Annotated in this window: 18 protein-coding genes; 10 read left to right on the top strand and 8 right to left on the bottom strand. The window is 69.9% G+C overall.

Annotation, left to right across the window (positions count from 1 at the left end; all coding sequences use genetic code 11):
* The first annotated feature begins 6 nt into the window (after positions 1–6).
* A complete protein-coding gene (locus tag HWV07_RS08260) occupies positions 7–1,437 on the top strand; it encodes a winged helix-turn-helix transcriptional regulator (protein WP_178333845.1) in 1,431 nt (476 codons plus the stop codon).
* A gap of 304 nt (positions 1,438–1,741) precedes the next feature.
* Here the strand turns inward: HWV07_RS08260 and HWV07_RS08265 are convergent, their stop codons facing one another.
* On the bottom strand, positions 1,742–3,031 hold the full coding sequence (locus HWV07_RS08265) for a polysaccharide deacetylase family protein (protein ID WP_178336022.1): 1,290 nt from the start codon (positions 3,029–3,031) through the stop codon (positions 1,742–1,744).
* Between the two features lie 426 nt (positions 3,032–3,457).
* On the opposite strand from HWV07_RS08265, the gene HWV07_RS08270 reads away from it, so the two are divergent.
* The 3 genes from HWV07_RS08270 (at position 3,458) to HWV07_RS08280 (ending at position 7,384) form a co-directional block, all read left to right on the top strand.
* Complete coding sequence (locus HWV07_RS08270; RefSeq protein WP_178333846.1) at positions 3,458–4,000, top strand: hypothetical protein; 543 nt, start codon at positions 3,458–3,460, stop codon at positions 3,998–4,000.
* 2 nt (positions 4,001–4,002) lie between these two features.
* The gene (locus tag HWV07_RS08275) at positions 4,003–5,739 is read left to right on the top strand and encodes a hypothetical protein (RefSeq protein WP_178333847.1); all 1,737 of its coding nucleotides are present in this window, start codon (positions 4,003–4,005) and stop codon (positions 5,737–5,739) included.
* A 304-nt stretch (positions 5,740–6,043) separates the two neighbouring features.
* A complete protein-coding gene (locus HWV07_RS08280; protein ID WP_178333848.1) occupies positions 6,044–7,384 on the top strand; it encodes a cation:proton antiporter in 1,341 nt (446 codons plus the stop codon).
* 24 nt (positions 7,385–7,408) lie between these two features.
* Here HWV07_RS08280 and HWV07_RS08285 read toward each other — a convergent pair whose 3' ends face one another.
* Both HWV07_RS08285 and HWV07_RS08290 read right to left on the bottom strand, forming a co-directional pair.
* Complete coding sequence (locus tag HWV07_RS08285; protein ID WP_178333849.1) at positions 7,409–9,736, bottom strand: AAA family ATPase; 2,328 nt, start codon at positions 9,734–9,736, stop codon at positions 7,409–7,411.
* Positions 9,737–9,738: 2 nt separating this feature from the next.
* Positions 9,739–10,797, bottom strand: coding sequence for a metallophosphoesterase family protein (locus HWV07_RS08290; RefSeq protein ID WP_178333850.1), 1,059 nt, complete (start codon positions 10,795–10,797; stop codon positions 9,739–9,741).
* A 245-nt stretch (positions 10,798–11,042) separates the two neighbouring features.
* On the opposite strand from HWV07_RS08290, the gene HWV07_RS08295 reads away from it, so the two are divergent.
* Positions 11,043–12,068 carry an LLM class flavin-dependent oxidoreductase gene (locus HWV07_RS08295; protein WP_178333851.1) on the top strand — a complete coding sequence of 342 codons (1,026 nt, stop codon included), beginning with the start codon at positions 11,043–11,045 and terminating at the stop codon, positions 12,066–12,068.
* 28 nt (positions 12,069–12,096) lie between these two features.
* Here HWV07_RS08295 and HWV07_RS08300 read toward each other — a convergent pair whose 3' ends face one another.
* Complete coding sequence (locus HWV07_RS08300; RefSeq protein WP_178333852.1) at positions 12,097–15,120, bottom strand: efflux RND transporter permease subunit; 3,024 nt, start codon at positions 15,118–15,120, stop codon at positions 12,097–12,099.
* A gap of 468 nt (positions 15,121–15,588) precedes the next feature.
* Between HWV07_RS08300 and HWV07_RS08305 the strand changes: the two genes are divergently transcribed.
* Positions 15,589–16,194 (top strand): TetR/AcrR family transcriptional regulator, encoded by a 606-nt coding sequence (locus HWV07_RS08305; RefSeq protein ID WP_178333853.1) that lies wholly within the window; start codon positions 15,589–15,591, stop codon positions 16,192–16,194.
* A gap of 69 nt (positions 16,195–16,263) precedes the next feature.
* On the opposite strand, the gene HWV07_RS08310 is transcribed toward HWV07_RS08305, so the two are convergent.
* Entirely contained in the window at positions 16,264–17,034 is a 771-nt protein-coding gene (locus HWV07_RS08310) for an ABC transporter permease (RefSeq protein WP_178333854.1), read from the bottom strand.
* Positions 17,031–18,068, bottom strand: coding sequence for an ATP-binding cassette domain-containing protein (locus HWV07_RS08315; protein ID WP_178333855.1), 1,038 nt, complete (start codon positions 18,066–18,068; stop codon positions 17,031–17,033). The genes HWV07_RS08310 and HWV07_RS08315 overlap by 4 nt, the downstream gene beginning before the upstream one ends.
* Positions 18,069–18,203: 135 nt before the next feature.
* Between HWV07_RS08315 and HWV07_RS08320 the strand changes: the two genes are divergently transcribed.
* Complete coding sequence (locus tag HWV07_RS08320; RefSeq protein WP_178333856.1) at positions 18,204–18,638, top strand: zinc ribbon domain-containing protein; 435 nt, start codon at positions 18,204–18,206, stop codon at positions 18,636–18,638.
* A 15-nt stretch (positions 18,639–18,653) separates the two neighbouring features.
* Here HWV07_RS08320 and HWV07_RS08325 read toward each other — a convergent pair whose 3' ends face one another.
* The gene (locus tag HWV07_RS08325; RefSeq protein ID WP_178333857.1) at positions 18,654–19,265 is read right to left on the bottom strand and encodes a TetR/AcrR family transcriptional regulator; all 612 of its coding nucleotides are present in this window, start codon (positions 19,263–19,265) and stop codon (positions 18,654–18,656) included.
* 254 nt (positions 19,266–19,519) lie between these two features.
* On the opposite strand from HWV07_RS08325, the gene HWV07_RS08330 reads away from it, so the two are divergent.
* Positions 19,520–20,971, top strand: coding sequence for an MATE family efflux transporter (locus HWV07_RS08330; protein ID WP_178333858.1), 1,452 nt, complete (start codon positions 19,520–19,522; stop codon positions 20,969–20,971).
* Between the two features lie 171 nt (positions 20,972–21,142).
* On the top strand, positions 21,143–21,304 hold the full coding sequence (locus HWV07_RS08335) for a DUF7317 family protein (RefSeq protein WP_178333859.1): 162 nt from the start codon (positions 21,143–21,145) through the stop codon (positions 21,302–21,304).
* Positions 21,305–21,353: 49 nt separating this feature from the next.
* On the opposite strand, the gene HWV07_RS08340 is transcribed toward HWV07_RS08335, so the two are convergent.
* Complete coding sequence (locus HWV07_RS08340; protein WP_178333860.1) at positions 21,354–22,322, bottom strand: hypothetical protein; 969 nt, start codon at positions 22,320–22,322, stop codon at positions 21,354–21,356.
* A 164-nt stretch (positions 22,323–22,486) separates the two neighbouring features.
* On the opposite strand from HWV07_RS08340, the gene HWV07_RS08345 reads away from it, so the two are divergent.
* On the top strand, positions 22,487–23,773 hold the full coding sequence (locus HWV07_RS08345) for a glycosyltransferase family 87 protein (protein ID WP_178333861.1): 1,287 nt from the start codon (positions 22,487–22,489) through the stop codon (positions 23,771–23,773).
* Positions 23,774–23,864 lie beyond the last annotated feature (91 nt).

Raw genomic sequence — 23,864 nt, forward strand, 5'->3', positions numbered from 1 at the left:
GGGACAATGACGCGGCAAGTACTCGCCGTCGTGGCGGCCGTCGCGGTGGTCTGTTCGATAGCCGGCGCGCCGGTCGCGGCGGCCGCGGCGATCGATACCGACACGGACGGCGGGCTGTCGGGTCTCAGTTCCGGCGGCCAGTCGGCCGACGGGTCGGACGAGAACAGTACTGCGGACTCCGGAAACGAAGACGAAGCGGCCGACGACAGTGGGGGAGACGGCGGGGCTGACGACACCAACGGAACGGCGAACGGGACCGACGGGAACAATTCGACCGACGACGGCGACGAGTCGGGCGATAACTCCTCCACCAGCGACTCGACGCTCCGCAGCGGCGACGAGACCGACGCTGGGTCGGACAACGAGAGCGACGACCCGTCCACCGACGAGGTGGCCGAAAAGGTGGAAGAGACGGTTAACGAGACCGTCGCCGAGACGGCAGCGGACGTCGAGAACCGGACCGACGACGTGCAGACCCCCGACGTCGTAAATCTGGACGTCGATAACGGCACCTTAGCTAACGCGACCGACGAGCTCGTCGAAACCGTCCGGCTCGACGACTCGCTGGGACTGGGCGTACTCGAACTCACCGAGCCCCTGTCGGCCGACGGCGGAACCGTCGACGGGTCGCACACCTACGAAGAGACGGTGACGACGAACCGCGACGCGGCGCCGACGGCCACCGAGTCGACGCCGGACGGCGACTCCGACGAGGAGACGGCCGCGACGGCGGTCGGCAGCAGCGGCGGGGAGCAGAACCCCGCCGACCCCGCCGGCGCCGGCGCGGCGATGGGCCTGGGAGCGCTGGCGACTGCCGCCGCACTCCGGGGGTCGCCGCTCCTGGTCGGCTCGAAAGCGGCCAGTTCGAGCGGCTGGGTCTCGCGGCTCGTCGACCGGCTCCGCCCCTTCGTCTTCCCGCTGCGGTACAGCCGCTACGACGACTCCGACCCCCTCGAGCACGAGGCCCGCGAGCGCGTCTACGAGATCGTCGACGGGACGCCGGGCGCCTACCTCTCGGAGGTCTCCCAGGAGGCCGGCCTCCCGCTGTCGACCACCCGCCACCACATCAGGATCCTCGAGCGCGAGGACCTCGTGACCGGCGCGAAGCTCCACGGCAAGCGCCGGTTCTTCCCCGCCTACGCGGAGGGCAAGGAGCTCGCCGCCGCCCTCAACGACGACTCGACGGCGAGCATCATCGACGCCATCGCCCGCATCGGCGCCGCGTCGGTCAGCGACCTCGCCGACGAGCTCGGCCGCGACCCCAGCACCGTCAGCCACCACCTCCAGCGGCTCGAGGACGACGGCGTCATCACCCGCGAGCGCGACGGCCGCGCCGTGGTGAGCCGGCTCTCGGCGGAGGCCCGGACGGCGCTGGAACCCGAGTCGGCACCCGAGACCGGCGAGTCCGGCGAAGTTCTGGCCGGCAGCGCCGACTGACCATCGGATCGGTGGAACCACTTCGGCCACGACGTCCCCCGCCACCATCCGTTCTCGTTTTCCGGACTGACCACCCCCGTAGCCGTCTCGGTTCTGGACGCGAACCTGGGAAGAGAGCGGTCGCCATCCGGCTTTAGTCGGCGACGAGACACTCGCAGTCACCCGGTGGTCATTGGGCGCGACGTAGTCGGTCCGAGCGTGCTGCTACGCAGGGTAGCTCGAACGCGGAACGGGGGCGAAAAGAGGCGGTAGCGAGCCGCTGCAGCGCAGAACAAACTCGGGGGAGCCGAACCGACGGCGGGTATCAGCCGGTGAGCTCCGAGAGCGTGACGACCTCGACGTCGGCCGACTCGACGTAGTCGAGGAGGTCGCGGAACCCGTCTTCGGTGATGTCGAACTCCTCGCTGTTGTCGCCGATGGTGTGCCACATCGGGGCGACGAGCTGGCCGTACTTCTCCGCGAGGTCGACGTACCCCTTGAGCGTCTCGGGGTCATACCCGTCGACGCGGCCGACGGTGTGGGGGTCGTTCACCGGGAGGCCGACGTTGCCGCCGCCGTAGCTGATCGACGCCGCGTGGTACTCCCGGAGCAGCTCCATGTTCGTCGCGTCGCGCAGTTTGCCGGGGGCGATGTAGTAGTTCGCGCCGTCCCCGAAGCCGCGGGTCTCAAGCCAGTTCTTCGAGTCCTCGATGATCTGGCGCTGCTCGCTCTCCGACCAGTTCTCCTCGGTCAGCACCGCGCTGCCGTTGCCCCGGGGGTGCGGGTGGGAGACGACGTCCCAGCCGCTGGAGTTCATCTGCCGGAGCTGGTCGGTGTCGAGCCGCGAGACCGAACCGACGGCGTGGGTGATGACGCCCTCGACGCCCGCGAAGCCGTACTCGTCCATGATCTCGAGGGCCCGGGCGTGGCTCTGGTGGCTGTCGTCCCAGGTGAGCATGACCTTGCCCGTGTCGGGGGCGTCGTGGACCCGGATCTCGTCGATCGTCATGTCGATGGGCTGGCCCTGACTGCGTTCGCGGCCGATCAGGCGGAGCTCGTAGACCTCGCCGAGGTCCGGATTATCGCGCTCACCGGTCGCCCCCATATCGAGGGTCATCCAGTAGTCGGTCGGGCCGGTGTTCGTCCGGTTGAGTTCGAGGGTGTTCCCCTGGTCGGGGGCGATCAGCTCGACCTCGACGCGGTGGATCTGGGGACTCGACGCGCGGAGGGACAGCGAGAGGGTCTTCCCGCGGAGGTCGACCGGCTCGGAGAACGCTTTGACCGCGCCCACGTAGGGCTCGTCCTCGCCGGCGGTCAGGCGGATGCCCTGCTCGCCGTTCTGGACGTCGTTCGTCGCCTCGAAGGAGCCGTAGGAGTCCAGTTCGTACCAGTCGTCGACGCCGTTGGCGAAGTCCTCGACGACCTCGCCGGACTCGCCGTCGGCCGTCTGGGTCGGCTCGTCCGTCTGCGAGGACGAGTCGTTCCCGTTCCCATCGGGGTCGGGCCCGCCGCTGCTCATGTAGCTTTCGAGTTCACCGACACAGCCAGAGAGCCCGAGTGCGAGGCCGGTGGCACCCGCACCCTTCAGGAACCGACGGCGGTTCTGTCGCGTCATTGTGGTCGAGTGGTCGGACCGCCGGGTCTTCCTTATGAATCTGATAGGTTCGCTTACAGGAGTGCTACGCGAGGGACCCACCCTGATGGATAATATCTAATCGAGAGTTAATCCGGTGAATCCCGTGAAACAGTCGAGGCCGGTAAGCGAAGCGCGAGCGGGTCGACGACGCCCGGACTCGGCCTCGCCGGGACGACGATTCCGACCGTTCCAGCCCGAAACCGGTCGCCGATCCGAGCCCTCTCCCGTAGTTCGCCGGTCGAGGGGCCCGCCCCTCCCGACACCGGTTACTGCCGGGTCGGTAAGTGAGTTGGCTGGAAGACGTTTAGTACGGCTCACGTATCGACTCGTATGCCGAAACGGTGTCGCGTTTCGCGACGGCGACTCCTGATCGCGACAGGGAGCGCCGCTGCCCTTGCGGGCTGTATGGACCAGCTCTCGGGCGACTCGAGCGACGTGACGGCCAGCGAGGGCGGGTACGGGTCGCCGACCGCCTCGACGTCGACCGAGACCGAATCACCGGCGGCGACGACCACGCCGCGGTCGACGTCGACGCCGGCGAACCCCACGCCGGTGACCTCGACGCCAGCGAGGACGCCGACACCGACCACAGAATCTCCGTCGACGCCGACGCCCACTCCCGCGGGAACGGACGCCGAAGCGTCGTCGGCCTCGCTCTCCCAGACCGGCGTCGGGAGCGGCGGCGGCCGCACCGACCCGCCGGCGCACGGGCGGCGCGAGCGGACCGACGCACCGACGTCGACGCCGACCGAGACGCCCACCCAGACCGCAACGCCGACACCCACGCCGACAGCGACACCCGGGCAGACGACTACTCCTACGGAGACGGCGACGCCCCAGGAGACGGCGACGCCGACTGCCACTCCCACTCCGACCCCCGAGGAGACGACCACCGGTGGGTACCTCGAGGGCGGCTACGGCAGCGAGGCGTACGGCAACCCCACGTGATCATGGCAAACAACACCCCTAACCACGGACTGAACACCTACGAGATCGGAGATACGGACTGGACGCACACACCAGACATGGAGGCACTAGAGCGGCGCGTCACGGTCCGGGACGTCGAGGCGAACGTGACGAACTACGTCGCCCACGAGGGCGCGAAGTTCGAGGCCACGGACACGGAGGCCGTCTTCTACGGCGACGGCGACGGCTGGGTCCGCGCCAGCACCGCCGGGCCGAACCAGCGGCTCGAGACGCTCTCGGTGAACAGCACGGCCACGACGGCGCTCTCCATCGAGGGCTGGCGCGTCGTCGACGTCTCGAACCACGGCTTCCCCGGGGACGGCTCCGGGGGCGACCTCGCGCAGTTCGTCGCGGACACCGCCGGCGACGTCGCGTTCGTCCTGCCGGCGGGCACCTACCGCTGGGAACGGCCCGTCCACTTCACCGGCGGCGACGGCGAGTTCGAGGAGCCGATCCCCGACCGGTTCGCCCTGGTCGGCAAGCCGCGGGCGACCGTCGACGTCCACATCCCCGCGTCGCTGTGCGCCTGCGACCGCCTCATGTTCCGGTTCGGCACGCCGAACGACGGCGCGGCCCACGTCGAACTCCACGACCTCGATATCGACGTCGGCGACGCCGACCCGGACCGCGACGCCGGCATCATGCGCGCCTACGTCGGGGGGACGATGCACAACAGCAACGTCTCGCTGACGAGGCGCCACCGGCGGAACGCCGACGACACCCCGAACGGCGACCGCCACACGTACAAGGTCGACGTCGTCGACCCCGAGGGCGTCGCGACGCACCGCCAGATCGACCTGACGGCCGGCGACGTCCACCGCTCCGGCTCGGACTCCGTCGGCCACGCCATCCCGTTCTCGAGCGAGCCGTACCACGAGGGGACGAACCGCTGGATCGGCTGCCGGGTCGCCGGCTTCACCGACAACGGCTTCTACCTCCGGGACGGCGACGGGGCGAACATCCTCGAGGGCTGCCTGGCCCGCAACTGCGGCGGCGCTCACATCCGGCTCGGCCGCTACGACGTCGCCCGCGGCTGCACCGTCGTCGTCGACGGCAGCGAGGGGCCGGCCGACGGGGCCGGCCTGTGGATCCAGGACGCCGAGGCGACGACCGTCGACGGCCTCCGCATCGACGCGCCGGCGATGGACAACGACGCCATCCGCGTCACCGGCGACGTCCAGAGCGGCTCCATCCGGAACGCCTACGTGAACCAGGGCGGCGCCGAGTACGGCATCAAGGCCACCGGCGACTGCGAGGGGTTCACCTTCGAGTCGATCACCATCGAGGACGCCGGCGACGGGAGCACCCGACTGGCCTGCGTCTACTGCACGATGGACGGCGCCACCTTCCGGGACGTCACCGTCCGCAACCTCGACCACGGGGCGGCGAACGGCCACGCGAACGTGATGGTCGGCGGCGAGAACGTCACCTTCGACGACTGCCGGTTCGTCACCGACAACCCCTACGCGATCGTCTTCGGGTCGTTTAGCAGCGCGGGCGCGACCGTCGGCGCCCGCTTCGTCCGCTGTTCCTTCGAGAACCCCGGCTCCCCGAAGGCGCTGGCCCGCTACCACGACGACCCGACCCCCCGGCAGTTCCTCCTCAAGGACGGCGACCTGCGCGACTACGACGTGCTGATCCACCCCGACTACGGCGATCTCTCGGACTTCGAGACGGGCGCCGTCCGCGACAACCTCGGCTTACCGAACAGCGGGTCCTGATCGCTCCCCGGGCTGTCGACCCGGACGGCCGACCGATCCGGGCGGTCGCTTCGGCGACAGTTTTCTCGCCTGCCGCCAGCACCCGGCAGTTGTAACCAGATTCGCGATGGTCGGGCGGATTTTCGTTGCCCTTACTGGAGACCCCGGAGCTTCGAAAAGCCGTTTAGGCGTTCGATTCGAAGTCGGCGTACGGCGAACCCCTCGCCGCCGTTGACCCATGAGCGCGCTCTCCGCAAACTCGACATCGGTCGAAGCGAATCCCCGGAACCACCGCCGAGGACCTCCGACGGGGCGCTTCTGAAACGTGGTCGAAGCCTACCCCGTCGCCCTGGTGGTCGTCGGCATCGCCATCCTCGGTGCGGTGTTCCTGCCGCGGGTCCTCTCCGACGAGCCGCTCTCGCTGCCGATCATCTACGTCATCTCGGGGTTCCTGCTGTTCACGTTCTCTCCTGGCGTCAGCCCGCCGGACATGGTCGAGCAGTCCGTCGCCGTCGAGCACCTCACGGAGCTCGTCGTCATCATCGCGCTGATGGGCGCCGGCCTGAAGATCGACCGCCCGTTCTCCTGGCGGGACTGGTCGTGGACCTGGCGGCTGCTCGGCATCACCATGCCGCTGACCATCGTCGCGGCGGCGTTCCTCGGCTGGTACGTCCTGGGGCTCCACGTCGCGACGGCCGTCCTGCTCGGCGCCGTCGTCGCGCCGACCGACCCGGTGCTGGCCTCCGACGTCGACGCCGGACCGCCGCTGCTCGAGAGCGAGGAGGCCCGCGAGGAGTACGAACACGAGGAGCGCATCGTCCGGTTCACGCTGAGCTCCGAGGCGGGTCTCAACGACGGGCTCGCCTTCCCGTTCACGTACCTCGCCATCTCGCTGGCCGCCGCCGGCAGCATCGCCTCCTTCGGCTGGGCCGGCGACTGGCTGCTCGTCGACGTCGTCTACAAGATCGGCGTCGGCGTCGGGATGGGCTACGTCCTCGGGAAGCTGCTGGCCCGTATCGTCTTCCGGTTGCCCGCCGAGTCGCTGCTGGCCCAGACGATGGCCGGCGCCGAGGCGCTCGCGGGCACCCTCATCATCTACGGGCTCACCGAGGTCGTCCAGGGGTACGGCTTCATCGCGGTGTTCGTCGGCGCGCTCGTCCTCCGGCAGTTCGAGTTCGAACACGAGTACCACCAGTCGCTGTACGACTTCGCGGTGATGGTCGAGCGGCTGCTGATGGCCGCCGTCCTCGTGCTGTTCGGCGGCGCACTCGCCGGCGGGCTGCTGGCGCCGCTGCGCCCCATCGACGTCGCCGTGGCGCTCACGCTCGTCGTCGTCGTCCGGCCGCTGGCCGGCATCCTCGGGCTGCTCGGCACCGGCATCGACTGGCCGGGCCGGGCCGTCATCTCCGCCTACGGCATCCGCGGCATCGGGTCGTTCTACTACCTCGCGTACGCGCTCAACGAGGCCACCTTCGCCGAGCTGGAGCTGCTCGTCGCCGCCGACCGGCTCTGGGCCTTCGTCGGCTTCCTCGTGCTCACCTCCATCTTCCTGCACGGGCTCACCGCCAACCGGGTGATGACGGCCCTCGACGCCTGGCAGCAGGCCAAGCGAGAACAGCCCGACCCGTCGTTCGTCGCCATCATCGCCAAGCAGTTGCTGCGATAGGAGGGGCGCTTCGCCGCGCCGCCCTCAGGGCTCCAGCAGGTCGAGTTCGTGGACCGCGCAGTCGAACTCCGCGGCCATCGTCTCGTGGACCTCCGGCTTGGCCGTGAGGTAGACGATCTGCCAGCCGTCCTCGGTCAGCCCCTGCAGCGTCTCGAACCCGCTGCGGAGCCGCGTCCGGTCGGCCGCCAGGAACGGGTCGTCGAGCAGGAGGAATCCCGACTCGCCGCCGAGCAGCTGCCGGGCCAGGGAGAGCCGGGCGGCGAAGTACAGCTGGTCCCTGGTCCCGCGGCTGAGCTGCCGCGGCGCGAGCGTCGCGCCGTCGCCCGTGGTCACCGCGAGCGTCTCGGCGTCTGGGTCGTAGTCGACGGTCTCGTAGCGGCCGTCGGTGAGGTGGGCGAAGATCTCGGAGGCCGGCCCGTCGGGGTCGAACAGCGTGGCGACCTTCCGCTCCTCGTCTTCCCTGATGTCGTCGAAGATGCCGACGGCCTTCCGCGAGGCGTCGGCGTTCCACTCGACGGCCTCGACGACGGCCCGGAGGTCGGCGGCGAGGTCGCGGAGCCCCTCGTTCGTGCGCGCCTGTAACGCGGGGTCGACCTCCACGAACGGCGGCGTCGAGAGCTCGCTCGCGCGGCGCTCGAAGTCGTCGAGCCGCTCGTTGTACTCCTCCAGGTCGGCCTCGAGGGCCGCGAGCCGCTCCGCCAGGTCGGACTGCCGGGCCTCGAGTCGCTCCAGTTCGTCCTCGTCGTACCGCGCGGCGTCGACGTCGGCGTCGCCGACCTCGGCTCGCCACTCCTCGAGGGCCGACTCCCAGAACTCGATCTTCGCCTCGGGCGAGTCGGTCTCGGGATCGCCGACCTCGCGCTCGAGGACGAGTTCGGCGTCCGAGCGCTCGCGCTCGTGGTCCTCCTTCGCCTCGACTCGGTCCGCGTACTCCTCGACGGCGTCGACGTCGCGGTCGGCCAGCACCGCCTCGAGCTGACCTTCGAGGTCCGCCGCCCCGGATTCGGCCGCTTCGAGGTCGTCCCGGAGCTTCTCGACCTGCTTCTCGAGTTGCTTGTGCTCCGCCTCCAGTTCGGTGACGCGGCCCGCGGCCCGCTCCAGGTCGTCCTCGAACTCCCGGACCAGCGGCGCGACGTCCGCCGGCTCGTCGACCGCGAAGCCGGCGTCGCGGGCCTCCTCCAGGAGCTCTCGCTCCTGGGATGCCGCGTCCTCGGCCCGGTCCGCGAGCCGGCGGTGGGAGAGCCATGCGCCGACGGCGACCAGGAAGCAGACCACCGCCACCGCGAGCGCAGCTCCGGAGCCGGCGACGGCGCCGCCGCCGGCCGCCAGCCCGCCGCCGACGACGCCGGCGGCGGTCGCGTAGCGCCGCTGGGCGAGCCGTTCCTCGACCCCCGCGCCGTCGCGGGACGCCCGGTCCCGGTAGGCCGCCAGCGCCTCGCCGACCCGCTCGACGTCGGACTCTCGCTGCCGGAGTTCGGCGTGGCAGTCGCGGGCCTCGGCGAGGCGCTCCCGGCAGCGGTCGGCCTCCGCGCGCTGCCGCTCGAGGTCCGTCTCGAGGCTCTCGATTCGCTCGCGCGCGTGGGCGAGGTCCTGCTTCCTGTCGCGCAATTGGTCGAGGGTCCCGCGGTCGAACCCCGACAGTTCCTGCACCGCCTCGGTGGCGGCGACGTACTCGTCGAACCGCTGCTGGGCGTCCTCGAGGTCCGCCACCTCGCCGGCGATCCGCTGGGTCTCCAGGTCGGACTCGACGGTCGCCAGTTCCTTCCGGAGGCGGAGACGCTCCCGGACGGCCTCGTCGACGCCCCGATCCGCGGCCGTTTCGAGATACGACTCGACGTCCGCCGCGAGCGACTCAGCCCGGTCCCGGGCGTCCTTCGTGTCGTACTCCCGGTTCGCGAGGTTGAGTCGCGTGGCCGTGAGCCGGCCCTCGTCGACCAGTTCCTCGCGGATCGCCTCGATCTCGGTGGTGTGGATGTCGCCGAGGTGCTCGACGAGCGTGGTGTAGTAGTCGGGCCCGTCGGGGAGGACGAGGTCGCTGTCGCGGACGACGAAGAGGTTGTAGAGGTGCCGCGGCTCGATGCGGGAGACGTCGCTCAGCCCGACCCCGTCGCCGAGGGTGTGCCGCTGGCCGCCGTCGTCGAGGACGACGCGGCCGGCCGGCGCCCCGTCGACGCGCGGGCCCGGTGTCATGTGGTCGACCACGGACGGCTCGAGCAGCTGCAGGACGCCCTCGAGGTAGAGGGTCTTGCCGGACTCGTTCGGGCCGGCGACCACGGTGATGCCGTCGTCGCACGGCGGCCGACACCCCGACAGCGGGCCGTACCGGTCGATCTCGGCGGTCTCGAAGCGCATGGTCACTCCAGCCCCCGCGAGGACCCCACGCGGCCGGCGGCCCGCAGCGTCCGCGTCCACACCGCCTCCTTCGTCTCGTCGTCCCAGTCCGTCTCTCCGAGTCGCGCCTCGAACTCCTGGATCACGGGGTGGGCGGTGACGTGCTCGACGCTCACCGTCTCGTTCGTGATCCAGTCGGGGTCGGCGATTCCGACGAGTTCCTCGGCGAACTCGGTCTCGGCGCGGTCGACGACGCCGTCGACGACGATGGACGGGTGGGCCGTCGGCGTGACCGCCGTCTCGACCCACTCGCGGAGCTCCTCGAGGACCGCGTCCTCCCGCCCCGGCGTGACGGTGACGCGCTTCTCGAGGTAGTGGAAGCTCTCCAGCGGCTCGAAGGCCAGCCCCTCGCCGGTCTCGAGCCGGACGACCCGGCGGCGGCCGGTCTCGGAGCTGCGGGTCGACGCCGGCGTCCCGGGGTAGGCGAACTCGGCGCCACCCTCGAACTGCAGGAGGTGGGGCCCGTGGTAGTGGCCGGCGAGGTAGTGGTCGAAGCCGAGTTCCACCAGCAGCGCCTCGGTCACCGGGAAGTAGCGGTAGGTGTCCTCCTCGCCCGCGTCGGCGCCGATGGGCGCGTCGAGGCTGCCGTGGAACAGGAGGACGTCGGTCCCGTCGAAGGGCTCGCGGTCCGCCAGCGCGAGGAGCAGTTCGTCGCCGGCCGTCTCGCAGTACGGGATGCAGACGACCCGGAGGTCGCCGTCCGGGGCGACCCACGTCCCGAAGTGGTCCTCGTCGGCGACGACCGTGCAGGCGTCCCCGAAGAAGAGGTCGCCGCGGAAGGCGTCGACGTCGTGGTTCCCCGGGACGAGCACCACCTCGAACGGCAGGTCGGTGAAGCAGCGGTTCCGGAGGTCGCCGCGGAGCGTCTCGACGTCCGCCGGGCGGTCGAAGAGGTCGCCGCCGATCGTGAGGACGTCGGCCCCGAGGTCCGCCGCCGCCTCCAGGACCGCCTCGAGGGCGTCGAGCCGCTCCTGGGCGTCGGGACGGAGGTGGACGTCCGCCGTGTGGACGAGCGTCGTCATCGGTCACCCCGGTACCGACGCAGGCGATGACGCAAGCGCCGGTCGAGGGGCCGGCCGCTCGAGCGGTCCCACCCCGGGTCGCGTCCCCCGCGCGGCCCGGCTGTGTCGTCCAGCCGATATATCATGGCTACGGGGTAGCGGGGAGACCGGATTATAGTTTGCGGCACCCTCGGGCGCGTGAACGTCTGGCGCCCGACGGGAACTCGACGGTCTTACCAGTCTCCCGGGAGTAGCGCACCTACCAGATGGACCTCTCTATCGTCGACATTGCACCGGTCAGGAGCGGGGAGACGGCGACGGACGCCTACGAGGACTCCGTCGCGCTCGCCCGGGCGGCCGAACGGCTCGGCTACTCGCGGTACTGGGTAGCAGAACACCACGGCCTCGCCGACTCGATCGCGAGCACCACCCCGGAGGTGCTGATCGCCCACCTCGCCGCGAAGACCGACGACATCCGCGTCGGTTCGGGGACGGTCCTGCTCAACCACTACAGCCCGTTCAAGGTCGCGGAGACGTTCGCCGCCCTCGACGCGCTCGCGCCGGGCCGCATCGACCTGGGCCTCGGGCGGGCGACGGGGATGCCCGCGGTCGACCGCGCGCTCGCCTCGGGCGTCCCCCACCAGCGCGGCGGCGACGACCACGCCGCGAAGATCGAGGAGACCGCCAGACACGTCTACGGGGCGTTCCCGGACGACCACCCCTACAGCGACATCCGCATCCCGCGCTCGCCGGACGGTGTCCCGGAGGTGTGGGTGCTCGGCTCCAGCCCCTCGAGCGCCGCCATCGCCGCCGAGCTGGGGCTCCCCTACGCCTTCGCGGCGTTCATCCGGCCGACGGTGGCCCGGACGGCCCTGGAGACCTACCGGGAGGAGTTCCAGCCCTCGGAGTTCGACGAGGGGCTCGCGGAACCGCACACCATGCTCGCGGTCAACGTCGCCTGCGCCGAGACCGACCACGAGGCGGCGCGGCTCCGGGCGTCGTCGGAGGCCGCCTACCAGCGGATGGCCCGCGGCGCCTTCGGCCCGCCGCCGACCGTCGAGGAGGCCGTCGACGAACTGGGCGGCGTCCCGGAGCCGACCCCCGAGACGCTCGAGCCCGGCGAGTGGCCGCGCGCCGTCTCGGGGAGCCCCGAGACGGTCGGGACGCTGCTCGAGACCATGACCGACGACGTCGGCGCCGACGAGGTGATCGTCCAGAACCTCATCGAGGACCCCGACGACCGGATCCGCTCGCACGAACTGATCGCCGAGGCCGTCGGCGTCGCCGACTGAAGAAGGAGAGGCTCGGTCTCCCGGCGATCTATCGCTCGCCGTCGCGGCTCTCGCGGCCGCCGTCGCTGGCCGCCTGCGGGGCCGTTCCGGGCGTCGGCGCGTCGAAGGACGCGTCCGGCCCGAGGTACTTCGTCCACAGCACGAGCATGCTCGGGAGGACGAGCACGCTCGCGAGGAACGCGTAGATGATCGTCATCCCGGTGATGAGGCCGAACTGCTGCAGCGGGGGCAGGATGGCGAAGACGAGCACGCCGAAGCCGCCGACGGTCGTCGCCGCGCTACCGAGCAGCGCGCCGCCCGTCCCGGTGAGCGTCCGGGACATCGCCTCCCAGACCGACCCGGTGCGCCGCAGTTCGATGTTGTACCGCTCGCTGATGTGGATGCTGTAGGCGACCCCGAGCCCGACGGTGAGGCTCGTGATCATCCCCGTCATGATGTTGAACGGGATGCCGAGCAGGTACATCGTCCCGAGGATCCACGAGACGCTGAACACGACGGGGAGCAGCGTGACGACCCCGAGGGTCGCGCTGCCCTCCGTGATCCGGTAGGCCAGCATCAGGAACGCGAAGATGGCCACGAGCGTGATCAGCAGGCTCTCGATGACGGTGTCCAGGAGCTGCTTCTGGACGATGTCGAACAGGATGGTCTGGCCGGTCGCGGTGGCCTCGACCCCGTTGCCGTCGATCCCCGCGGCGATCGACCGCATCTCGCTGGTGACGTCGCCGGAGTCCGCGCTCCCCTTCGTCGAGACGACCATCCGGACGGCCCGGTACTCGCCGTCGTCGGTCCGGTGGACGACGTTCGCCGCCTCGTCGGGCGCGACGTCGTACAGTTCGTCGTAGACGGCCTCGACGTTCCGGTCGGGGACGCCGTCGCCGTCGGTGTCGGCCGCGGCGAGCGTCGCGTTGAACGACTCGTTGCGGTCGGCGACGTCCCGCATCGTCCGGATCGGACTCTCGACGTCGGCCTCGTCGCCCGAGATCGTGACCACGACGTCGCTGTCGGCGGCCGCGTCCTCGGCGTCGGCGAGCCGCTGTAACGTCGCCGGATCGGTCACGTTGCCCTCCACGAGGATCTGCGCCTGCGAGTCCTCGCGGACGAAGTTCTGGTTGACGAACTCGAGGTTCTCCTTCATCGTGTAGTCGCCCGGCCGGAACGGCTCCGGGAGGTTGTCGGTCCAGCCCGGCGGATCCTCGGCGATGAAGTCCTCCTGTTCGAAGCTGGTGTCGACCTGTGTGGCGCCGTAGGCGCCGCCGAGACTCACGAGGACGGCCAGCAGGAGGACGACGAGCGGGGCGCGTCGCGCCGCGGTGCCCCCGACGGAGATCAGCTGGCTGAACCGGCCGCCGCCGGTCCCGAAGGCCCGCTTCTTCCGGTCGAAGCCGCGGTTCTCGAAGAACTCGTCGAGTTCGATCTTCAGCGCGGGGACCAGCGTGCCGAACACGAGCAAGGCGACGAGGATCCCGACGGCGCTGACGATCCCGAAGTCCTGGATCGGCGGGACGGGACTCGTGAGGTTCGAGAGGAAGCCGATGGCCGTCGTCGCGGTCACCCACACGAGGGCGACGCCGACGCCGACCAGCGCCACCCGCATCGACCCGCGGGAGCTGTCGCCCCCGTAGGCGCCGCTCTCCTGGCGCTGCTCGCGGTGGCGCATGAAGATGTGGATGGCGTAGTCGATGGACAGCCCGATCAGCAGCACCGGCACCGCGATGAACATCTGGTTGAAGTCGATCCCGGCCCAGCCCATGAAGCCGAACGTCCAGACGAGGACGGCGGCGATGCCGAACAGGCCGAGCAGGATGTCGAGGACGTCGCGGTAGGCGACCAGCAGCGCGACGACGACGAACAGCAGCGCGAGCGGCCCGACGATGGCGAGGCTGTCGCCCATCGAGTTGTTGATCTCCTCGCCCATGATGCCACCGCCGAAGACGATGACGTCCGACCCGCCGGCGTCGGCCGCGTCGTTGGCGATGGACTGCATGGCCAGCTGGGCGTCGACGATCTCGTCGGAGGCCATCCCCCCCTGACCGCCGCCGCCGTCCTCCGACTGGTGGGTGACCACCAGCATGGTCGCGTTCGCGCTCGGCGACCCAGCCTCGTAGTGTGTCGGCATGAACGCCAGCCCGCTCATCTGGCCGGCGTCCTCGCTCAGGACGTCGTCGCGGGCGTCCTCGTACTCCGTGGCGTTCATCGATTCGATGGCCTCGATCTGCTCCTCGAGGGTCGGCGACGTGGCGTTCTCCATGGCCGCCTGCTGGGACTCCAGCTGGCTGCCGAGTTCCTGGAGCCGTTCCTGCTGTGCCTGGAGCTCCTCGCTGCGCTGCTGGAGCGCCTCGTACTCGTCGGCGAGCACTCCCTGGGTGCCGAGCTGGTAGGCCTCCTCCAGTTGCGACTCGTTCTCCGCGGCCCGAACCTGCCGGGCCGACTCGTTGAACGTCGCGTACTGCTCCTCGTCGAGCTCGACCGAGGAGTTCGCGCGGACGGACTCGAACTCCGCACGCGGCGAGGCCGACCGGTTCTCCCGGAGCGTATCGAGGGACGCACGGAGGTCACGCTGTGTCGCGTTCAGTTCGGCGCGACGCTGCTCCAGCGCGGCGCCCTCCTCGCGGACGGTCGCGTTCAGCCGTTCGAACTCGGCGGCGGTCGCCTGCAGGTCCGCCTGCTGCTCGCCGACGATCGCCGACGTCGCGACGAGGTTCGCCACGCCGACCGTCGGCTGGTCCTCGACGAGCGTCCGGTTGATCGTCGTGTTGTCGCGGAACCGTTGCTGCAACCGCAGCATATCGAGCGACGACTCCTGGGAGATGACGTTCTCCCCTCTGACGATCAACTGCGCCGACGTCGTGTTCTCGGCGCCCGTCGAGAAGTTCTCCTCGACGTACGTCAGCTTCTCGGACTCCTCGGTGTCGCTCTGGAACTGGTCGAGCGAGGAGGTCTGCTCGATCATCCCGGCGCCGGATCCCACGACGACCGTGAGCACGAGCATGATCACGATGAGGGGCCGGCTGTAGGCGGTGATGGCCCCCGAGAGGCGGTCGGAGAGGCTCACGCTTCGGCCCCGTTACCGACTGTTTCGGTCGCAGCTACGGGACACGAATCGGACAGGACCAGCGGGTTCGTAGACGCGTCGTCGGGGGTCCGGGCGACCGTCGCCATTCGGCTGCGAGGTCGGCGGCAGGAGAAGAGCGGGGCCGTTCCGAGCCTGGCGGTCGGCGGCGCGCGATAGCGTTCGAGGCGGCAAGTCCCCACCGGATCGCGTGACGGGCGTCCCGGTGGGCGTCTGAGCGTCGTGGTCCGTCCGTACATCATCTGTTGAATGAATATTCAGTCTACGTTTATCAACCTTCTCACTCCGGACGGGTCGGCCACACCGTGTACGTGATGCATACCGACTAGATACCGAAGAAGTAGACTGAGTATTCAGTCAATTTATGTACGTCGAACCGATAGACCGTATCCGAGACGGCGACCGGAGGCGGCGCGCTCGACTCCGGGGACCGACAGCGGACACCAGACCATGACGCAACCATCATCGTTCCTCGAGGACCCCGAGGACACCTCCGAGGAGATCATGCGGGCGACGTACGTCGCGCTCTGCGAGCACGGCTACAGCGACCTCACCATCCAGCGCATCGGCGAGGAGTTCCCGAAGAGCGAGTCGCTGCTGTACCACCACTACGACAGCAAGGACGACATCCTCCTGAACTTCCTCGAGTTCATGCTCGGACAGATGGAGGAGCGCCTGCCGCTGCAGGACGCCGGGGGGGCCGACGACCACGTCGAGCGGATCGTCGAACTGACGTTCGAGCCGGGCGGCTTCGCCGGCGACGGGTTCGCGCGGGCGCTCGTCGAACTCCGGGCGCAGGCGGCCCACGACGAGGCCTACCGCGAGCACTTCGGGCGGAGCGACCACTTCGTCCGGAAGTACATCGAGCACACGATCCGCTCCGGCATCGAACAGGGCGTCTTCCGGGAGGTCGACCCCGGCGAGACCGCCGCGCTGTTCCAGGTCGCGTTCCTCGGCGCCGTGACCCAGGGCGTCACCAGCGACGACGGCGTCCTCGAGGACGCCCGCGTCGAGTTCGAGCGGTACGTCCGGGAGTGCCTCCGCAGCGAGGACTGACTGGCGTCTTCTCACCGAGACTCGCTACGGGTCAAGCCCCAGCTACTGTGGCGGCCGGAAGGCCCCCGCTCAGACCGCCTCGACCCGCTCGAAGAGGTACGCCCCGGCGGCGACCGTGATAACCGAGGAGACGACGAGCGCCCCCAGGTCGAGCGCGAGCGGGTAGGCCGAGGTCCCCACCAGCACCGCGCGCAGGCCGTCGACGCCGTAGGTCAGCGGGTTGCCGTACGCCAGGAACCGGACCGGGTCCGGCAGGCTCGAGACCGGGTAGATCGCCCCCGAGAGGAAGAACAGCGGGAAGACGACGAACTGGACGACGAGCCCGAACCCCTCGCTGTCGCTGAACTGCGAGGCGAGCGCGACCCCAAACCCGACGAACGTGACCGCGATCAACACGAGGAAGACGAGCGCCAGCGGCAGCGACAGCAGGCTCGCCGGCCGGAAGCCCAGGGGGATCGAGAGGACGAGGATCAGGAGCGCCTGGACGAGCGCCGTCGTCGACCCGCCGGCGATCCGGCCGAGCACGATCGACGTCCGGCTGACCGGCGCGACGAGGATCTCCTTCAGGAAGCCGACGTCCTGGTCGGAGAGGATCGACAGCCCGGCGAAGGAGGCCCCGAACAGCATCGTGAACCCGACCATCCCGGGGACGAGATACTGCAGGTAGTCGACCCCCTCCGGGAGTCCGGGGACGGCCGCGCCGCTGAACCCGTAACCCAGGAAGAGCAGGAACAGCAGCGGCATCGCGACCGACCCGACGATCCGGGAGGGCGACCGGAGGAAGCGCTTGACGTCGCGCAGCCAGAGGGCGTAGATGCTCAGCGGGTCGACGAGGTTCATCGGTCCACCTCCGTCGCGCCGCCGTCGGGTCGACCGCCGTCGCCGCCGCGTCCATTTCTCGGACCAGTCGCCACTGGGTTGTCGTCGGCCGATTCGCGCTCCTCGATCGTCGCGCCCGTCAGCGAGAGGAACACCGTCTCGAGGTTCGGCCGGTGGACGTCGACCGAGGTGATGCGGACGCCGGCGTCGTCGGCCAGTCGGACCAGGTCGGCGATCCGGCCGCCGCCGTCGTCGACGGTGACGGCGACGCCGCCCTCGGTTCGGGCGGTCTCGAGGACCCACGGTCGCTCGCCGAGGCGGTCCCGGAGGGCGTCGACCTCCCCGTCGTCGACGTCGAGGGCGACCACGTCGCCGCCGAGCGACCCGGTTAGCGCGGCGGGCGAGTCGATGGCGGCGATCCGGCCGTCGTCGACGACGGCGACCCGGTCGCAGAGCTGTTCGGCCTCCTCGATGTAGTGGGTCGTCAGGACGACGGTCACGCCGGCCTCGTCGTTCATGCGCTGGATGTACTCCCAGGTGTCCCGGCGGGTCCGGGCGTCGAGGCCGACCGTCGGCTCGTCGAGGAAGAGCACGGACGGCTCGTGGAGCAGCCCGCGGCCGATCTCGAGGCGGCGCTTCATCCCGCCGGAGTACGTGCCGACGGGGGCGTCGCGTTCCTCGCGGAGGCCGACCAGGTCGAGCACCTCGTCGATCCGGGCGGCTCGCTCGTCTCTGCCCATCCCGTACAGGCGGCCGTGGAACGCGAGGTTCTCCTCGCCGGTCAGCTCCTCGTCGAGGGCGGGTTCCTGGAAGACGATCCCGAGGCTGTTGCGGACCGCGGCCGTCTCCTCGACGACGTCGTGGCCGTCGACCCTCGCGGTGCCGTCGGTCGGCCGGAGGAGGGTGACGAGCACGTTGAGGAGCGTCGACTTCCCGGCGCCGTTCGGGCCCAGCAGCCCGAACAGCTCCCCGTCCTCGACCGAGAAGGAGAGGTCGTCCACCGCGGTCACGCGTCCGAACGTCCGGGTCAGGCCGTCGACTTCGATTGCGGGCATGGAGGGCTGATCGGGGTTGACTACTCCGTCAGCCCGTAAGTACCCGTTGGAGCCGGCCACGGAGTTCCAGCCGTCGACCGGCCGGTATTAGGGGTAGCGAGAAGACTTATGACTGACTGGCCGGTCAGTCCAGACATGCACCGATCCGTCTCACGGAAGCGGCCCTGGCTCGCGGCGCTGCTCGCCGCACTCGCCACCGGCCTCGGCCACCTCTACCTCCGGCGGTGGCGACGGGCCGTCGGCTGGCTCGCGGTCCTCCTCGTCGCGACCGTCCTCTTCGTCGACCCGGCGACCGTCGACGCGCTGGCCGCCGGGGACGACGTCGACCCGCTCGCCGTCGCCCCGATACTGCTGGTGGGCAGCGCCAGCGTCGTCGACGCGTACCTGCTGGCGCACGCCCACAACTGGGCGACGCAGTCGACGAGGGCATCGGCAGAAGGGCTCGCGGAGTGTCCGAACTGCGGCCGGGAGGTCGACGCGGACCTGGAGTTCTGCCACTGGTGTACCGCGGAGTTCGACGACGTCGACGGCGCGTCACCCGGCGATAGCAGCGACCGAGAGAGGAACTGACCGGGAGGGGCGGCGTCAGTCGTCGGTCGGGGGCTCGTCGAGCAGGACCGACTCCACGTACTCCTCGGCGGTCCGTCGTGCGGTGTCGAGCGCCTCGTCGTCGCCCGGCACGACCGCGCGCGTCCGGGCGCCGTCGACGATGGTCAGGAGCGCCCGCGCCACGTGGTCGGCGTCGACGTCCCTGAAGACGTCCTCCTGGACGCCCTGCTCGATCACGGTCCGGAGCATGTAGCGGACGTACTCGTCGTTCTTCCGGAACCGGTCGCGGAACGTCTCGTTGTAGGGCGCCTGGCTCCGCATCTCCAGCATCGCGACCAGCAGGTCCTGGTGGTCCGCCGGCGCGACGAGCAGCTTGTCGAGCAGCAGGTCCAGCCGCCGCTCGGGGTCGGTCGTCTCGACCTCGTGGATCGTCTCCTTGAACCGCGCGAGGACGAACTCGATGAACGCCGCCAGGAGGTCCTCCTTCGTCTCGTAGTGGTAGTGGATCGCGGCGGTCGACTTCCCGTACTCCTCGGCGATCCGCTTGATGGTCAGCCCGGCGTAGCCGTGGTCCTGGAGGGCCTGGTAGGTGGCCTGCATGATCTCCTCGTCGGGCCCCGAGAAGGATCGCTCCGGTGAGTCCGCCATTGGTGGTACCTTCGTGCTGAGCCGGATAACAGTTTTGACCCGGCCGTCAGTTCCGGCCGCCGCACGTCCCGCCGAAATGTGTGCATACAGTTGCCGAGGTGGCGTTCGAGGTATCCGGGAGCCGGGTTCCAAAGCCTTTTGACTGACTAGTCAGTAAGTCAGGCACCGACCCCTATGGACCACTATCCCTCCACTGCCGTTCTCCCTGTGACGGTTCGGTCGCACCGCGAGTATCGCACGGAGGTAGACCGATAATGGGCCTCCGAGAACGCGTCGACGCGCTCTTCAAGGGCCCCGAGGAGTTCGACCTGACCGACGGCAGCATCGGCAAGCCGCTGTTCTTCCTGTCGATGCCGATCGTCGTCACGAACCTCTTCCAGACCGCCTACAACCTCGCCGACACCTTCTGGCTGGGCCAGTACAGCACCGACGCCCTGGCCGCGATCAGCTTCGCGTTCCCGATGGTGTTCCTGCTGATCTCGCTCGGGATGGGGATCTCGGTGGCGGGGAGCGTCCTCGTCGCCCAGTACACGGGCGCCAGCGAGGCCCGGGAGGCCGAGTACGCCGCCTCCCAGACGATCACGTTCGCGCTCATCGCGTCGGTCGTCCTCGGCGGCGTCGGTTACCTCCTCGTCGAGGAGTTCCTCGCGCTGATGGGCGCCTCCGAGGCCGTCCTGCCGATGGCCACCAGCTACATGGAGGTCATCTCGCTGGGGCTGATGTTCATGTTCGGCTTCTTCGTCTTCGTCGCGCTCATGCGCGGGTACGGCGACACGATCACGCCGATGCTCGTGATGTTCGGCTCCGTCGTCCTCAACATCGTCCTCGACCCGTTCGTCATCTTCGGCTGGGGGCCGTTCCCCGAACTGGGCATCGAGGGGGCGGCGCTGGCGACGGTGTTCTCCCGCGGGCTCGCGCTGGCCGTCGGCCTCGCGATCATGTTCCGCGGGACCCGCGGCGTCCAAATCCACCTCCGGGACATGGCACCGGACCTCACCTACCTCCGCCGGCTCGTCCGGATCGGGATCCCCGCCTCCATCGAGGGGACCGGCCGGGCGCTGTCGATGAACCTGCTGCTGTTCATCGTCGCGATGTTCCCGGACCCCGTCGTCGCCGCCTACGGCATCGGGACGCGCGTCTTCTCGGTCGTCTTCCTGCCGGCGATCGCGGTCGCCCGCGGCGTCGAGACGATGACGGGCCAGAACATCGGCGCGGACGAGCCCGAACGGGCCGCGGCGGCCGCGGGGCTGGCCGCGAAGGTCCTCTTCGGCGTGCTCTCGGTCGCCGGCGTCGTCGTCTTCCTGTTCCCCGAGCCCATCGTCTCGGTATTCGTCGGCGCCGGGGAACCCGACGCCGAGCGGGTGATCGAGGTCGGGACGCAGTTCCTGCGCATCGTCGCGCTCTCGTTCGGGTTCATCGGCGTCATGCGGGCGTACACCGGGAGCTTCCGCGGGGCCGGCAAGACGCTCACCGCGGCCGCCATCTCGGTGCTGATGCTCGGCGTCATCCGGTTCCCGATCGCGTGGTTCGCCGCCAGCGAGATCGGCGAGACCGGCATCTGGCTGTCCTTCGCCGTCTCCAACGTCCTCGGGGCCGCCATCGCCTACGCGTGGTACCAGCGCGGGACGTGGCGCGAGGGCGACCTCACCGAGTCGAAGGTCGACGTCGACGACGTGAGCCTGGAAGCCGGCACGACCGACGACTGAACGCCGCGGCCTGCTTCTCGACGGCGAGACGGAAGCCATCCGACCACAGCCAGTCACAAACTGCGCTAATCTAAGCCCGTATGTCTACTTTATTCGGTTAAGTTAGGATGTTCGTAGCGTATCTAGACATAACCCTTAATATTCGTCGACTTCACTACCGATACAGACGACATGTCCTGTAAATCCCTCACGACGGCCCTGACGCTCTACCGTAGCGAGACGCTCACCCTGGAGCAGGCGGCCCGGCGAAGCGGCGTCCCGGCAATGAAGTTCGCGGCCGCGCTCCGCTCGCACGGAATCCCCGTCAGAGAGGAGCGCGGCGAAGCGAGGTAGGTCGTCGCGAGAGGCGCCGAGAGCCCGGATACCGGATAACGGGTCGAACCTACCCGTCTCCGTCGTCCAGCTCCCGCGTGGTCACCTCGTAGTACCTCCCCTCGTACTCGTAGATGCGGTCGGAGCGCGAGCCGAAGATGGGGCGCGTCGAACTGTACTCCTCCAGCCGGACCGCCTCCGCGTCCCGCTCCCTCGACAGGGCGATGGCGTCGCGGAGCCGGTGTCGCCGGAGCACCTGCTCGGTGATCAGCTGGGTCGGGGTCGCGCCGGGGTCCTCGACCCGTCGGAGTTCGAACGCGCCGAGCCGCGAGGAGTCGCCGCGCCGCCCGCGGGACGACTGCGCGACGAGCGTCTCGCCCTCCCACGCCGTCTCCTCGATCGCGTCCGTCGGCGTCAGCGCCAACTGGTCGCCGTCGAACTCGAAGGTGGTGGCGAAGGCGATAGCCTGCCCATGGTCCTCGCCCTCGAACCACCCCCGGCTCCGGAAGGCGTAGGTCCCGCCGCCAAACCCGCCGACCGTGATACTGTTTTCGCCGCCGGATCGCGGGACCGGGGCTCCGTCCTCGATGCCGTCGTTGTCGACCGTGAGCGTCCAGGTGTGGGACCCACCCGGCTGGACGGTCATCAGCGGGTCGTTCGAGCCACGCGGCGCGACGTGGTACCACTCGCCGTCGACGCGCTTGTGGACCAGCCAGTTGTAGAAGTTCGTCTGCAGCGTCCGCTCGCTCCCGTTGTAGAGGGTGAACTCGATCGGTTCGTCCGCCGTCGCCGTCCGGGGGTCGGGCTCGAGGTACGCGTCGACGGATTCGGGGTCGATCCCGTCGTAACAGACCACCCGATCGACCCGATCGTACTCCGGACACGCGGTCTCGAGCGATCCGGCGGGCGTGCTCGCGGGCGTCTCGGTGGGCTGGGGCTCGTCGTCCCCCGACGGCCCCGTCAGACAGCCCGCGACGAGCGCCGCCCCCGTGGCGGCTCCGGCGGCCGCGAGGAGTCGTCGTCGGTTCATCTCGCGCATGCTGGTGCGATAGGACCAGCCGGAGATATACGTCGGGATACGTCAAACGAGCGTTTCACCGAACCTGCACGGGCGGGGGAATTCGTCCACGCGTCCGCCGCGGCGAGAGTGGTTCGATTCAGTAGAGTTATGCTCGGAGATAACGACCCACTCGACACCCCTCCATGGCCCTCGCCCGCGCGCTGTGGCGCCGCCGCTCGGAGCAGCCCCGCCTGTTCGCGGTCACGGTCCTCGCCGTCGCGGTCTTCGCGGGCTGGCTGTACGTCGACTACCGGCTCCGGGGCCTGGGCCTGGCGACGCCCTTCGGGTTCAACGACTTCGGGGCGTACTACAACGCCGTCGCGCGGTGGCAGGCCGGCGAGACGCTGTACCTCCGGGACGGCGACGGCGGCTTCCACGGGAGCTACCTCTACCCGCCGGTCACGGTCCTCGCCTTCTACCCGCTGTACGCCCTGGAGTTCCTCACCGCCGCGGTGCTGTTCTCGGCGCTGTCGCTGGTGCTGCTGTGGGTCGGGCTGGACGCGGTCGTCCGGCGCCTCGGCTACCGGCCGACCGTCGGCGAACGACTCGCCCTGTTGCTGTTCCTGTTCGTCTTCCACCCGGCGCTGCGGGACTTCAAGTGGGGCCAGGTGTCGACGCTCCTCGCGGCGCTGCTGTGTTTCGCCTTCTACGCCCACGAGGTCGCCGAGGAGACCGCCGGGGCGGAACGCGAGGACGGGCGGCTGAAGCGGACCGCAGCCCAGATCGCCAGCGGCGCGCTGACGACGCTCGCGAGCGCGTTCAAGCCGTTCGTCGCCGCCTCCGGCGCACACCTGCTCCGGAACCGCCTCCGGCTGGCCGGCGCCATCGGCGCGGCGGTCCTGCTGGTCGGCGCGTCGCTGTGGGTGTTCGGCCCCGACGCCCACTGGCGGTACCTCGAGGTGCTCCGGTGGGGGAAGGGCTGGGGGACGACCGAACCCGTCCGCCGCTGGGACACGGGCGCCGCGTACCGGCCGCTGTACGCGTTCGGTCGGTTCCAGCCGGCGCTGAGTCTCGTCGGCTGTCTCGCCGTCGTCGCCCTGGTCTGGCGGGCCCGCGATGCCCGGAGCCGGCTCGCCCGTCACAGCACCTTCGCGCTCGGGGTCGCCGTCGTCCCGCTTCTGGCCCCGCGGGTCGACAGCCACGACCTCGTCCTGTTGCTCCTGCCGGCGGTGGTGGCGCTGTCGATCGAGCTACGCGCGGCCGACGGCCACGCGTGGCTCCCCATCGCCGCAATCCTCGGACTCCACCTCCACCGGTACGTAATCGCCGTGCTGGCCTGGCCGCCCGAGTGGCTGCTGGCCGAGTCGACCGGGCGGCTGCTCGTCCCGTACCTCCAGCCCGGGATGTGGGCGACGTTCGCGCTGGTCGGCCTGCTGGCGTGGCGCCTCTACCAGGCGGGCAGCGACGACCCGACGGCCGCCCCCGGATAGGCCGTCCGAAGTCGGGAGTATCGATGTCCTAACCCGCCGGCTGCAGCCGGGTCGTCGGTCAACCGTCCCCCCACCCTCATACGGCGTAAGC

Source organism: Natronomonas salina (genome assembly GCF_013391105.1).
GTDB lineage: Archaea > Halobacteriota > Halobacteria > Halobacteriales > Haloarculaceae > Natronomonas > Natronomonas salina.

Excerpts from the sequence above, each read along its gene's own strand:
- HWV07_RS08330 (WP_178333858.1), top strand. The coding sequence starts at position 19,520 with ATGGGCCTCCGAGAACGCGTCGACGCGCTCTTCAAGGGCCCCGAGGAG.
- HWV07_RS08335 (WP_178333859.1), top strand. The coding sequence starts at position 21,143 with ATGTCCTGTAAATCCCTCACGACGGCCCTGACGCTCTACCGTAGCGAG.
- HWV07_RS08290 (WP_178333850.1), bottom strand. The coding sequence starts at position 10,797 with ATGACGACGCTCGTCCACACGGCGGACGTCCACCTCCGTCCCGACGCC.
- HWV07_RS08275 (WP_178333847.1), top strand. The coding sequence starts at position 4,003 with ATGGCAAACAACACCCCTAACCACGGACTGAACACCTACGAGATCGGA.
- HWV07_RS08315 (WP_178333855.1), bottom strand. The coding sequence starts at position 18,068 with ATGCCCGCAATCGAAGTCGACGGCCTGACCCGGACGTTCGGACGCGTG.
- HWV07_RS08310 (WP_178333854.1), bottom strand. The coding sequence starts at position 17,034 with ATGAACCTCGTCGACCCGCTGAGCATCTACGCCCTCTGGCTGCGCGAC.
- HWV07_RS08265 (WP_178336022.1), bottom strand. The coding sequence starts at position 3,031 with ATGACGCGACAGAACCGCCGTCGGTTCCTGAAGGGTGCGGGTGCCACC.
- HWV07_RS08325 (WP_178333857.1), bottom strand. The coding sequence starts at position 19,265 with ATGGCGGACTCACCGGAGCGATCCTTCTCGGGGCCCGACGAGGAGATC.
- HWV07_RS08320 (WP_178333856.1), top strand. The coding sequence starts at position 18,204 with ATGCACCGATCCGTCTCACGGAAGCGGCCCTGGCTCGCGGCGCTGCTC.
- HWV07_RS08260 (WP_178333845.1), top strand. The coding sequence starts at position 7 with ATGACGCGGCAAGTACTCGCCGTCGTGGCGGCCGTCGCGGTGGTCTGT.
- HWV07_RS08340 (WP_178333860.1), bottom strand. The coding sequence starts at position 22,322 with ATGCGCGAGATGAACCGACGACGACTCCTCGCGGCCGCCGGAGCCGCC.
- HWV07_RS08285 (WP_178333849.1), bottom strand. The coding sequence starts at position 9,736 with ATGCGCTTCGAGACCGCCGAGATCGACCGGTACGGCCCGCTGTCGGGG.
- HWV07_RS08270 (WP_178333846.1), top strand. The coding sequence starts at position 3,458 with ATGGACCAGCTCTCGGGCGACTCGAGCGACGTGACGGCCAGCGAGGGC.
- HWV07_RS08345 (WP_178333861.1), top strand. The coding sequence starts at position 22,487 with ATGGCCCTCGCCCGCGCGCTGTGGCGCCGCCGCTCGGAGCAGCCCCGC.
- HWV07_RS08295 (WP_178333851.1), top strand. The coding sequence starts at position 11,043 with ATGGACCTCTCTATCGTCGACATTGCACCGGTCAGGAGCGGGGAGACG.
- HWV07_RS08305 (WP_178333853.1), top strand. The coding sequence starts at position 15,589 with ATGACGCAACCATCATCGTTCCTCGAGGACCCCGAGGACACCTCCGAG.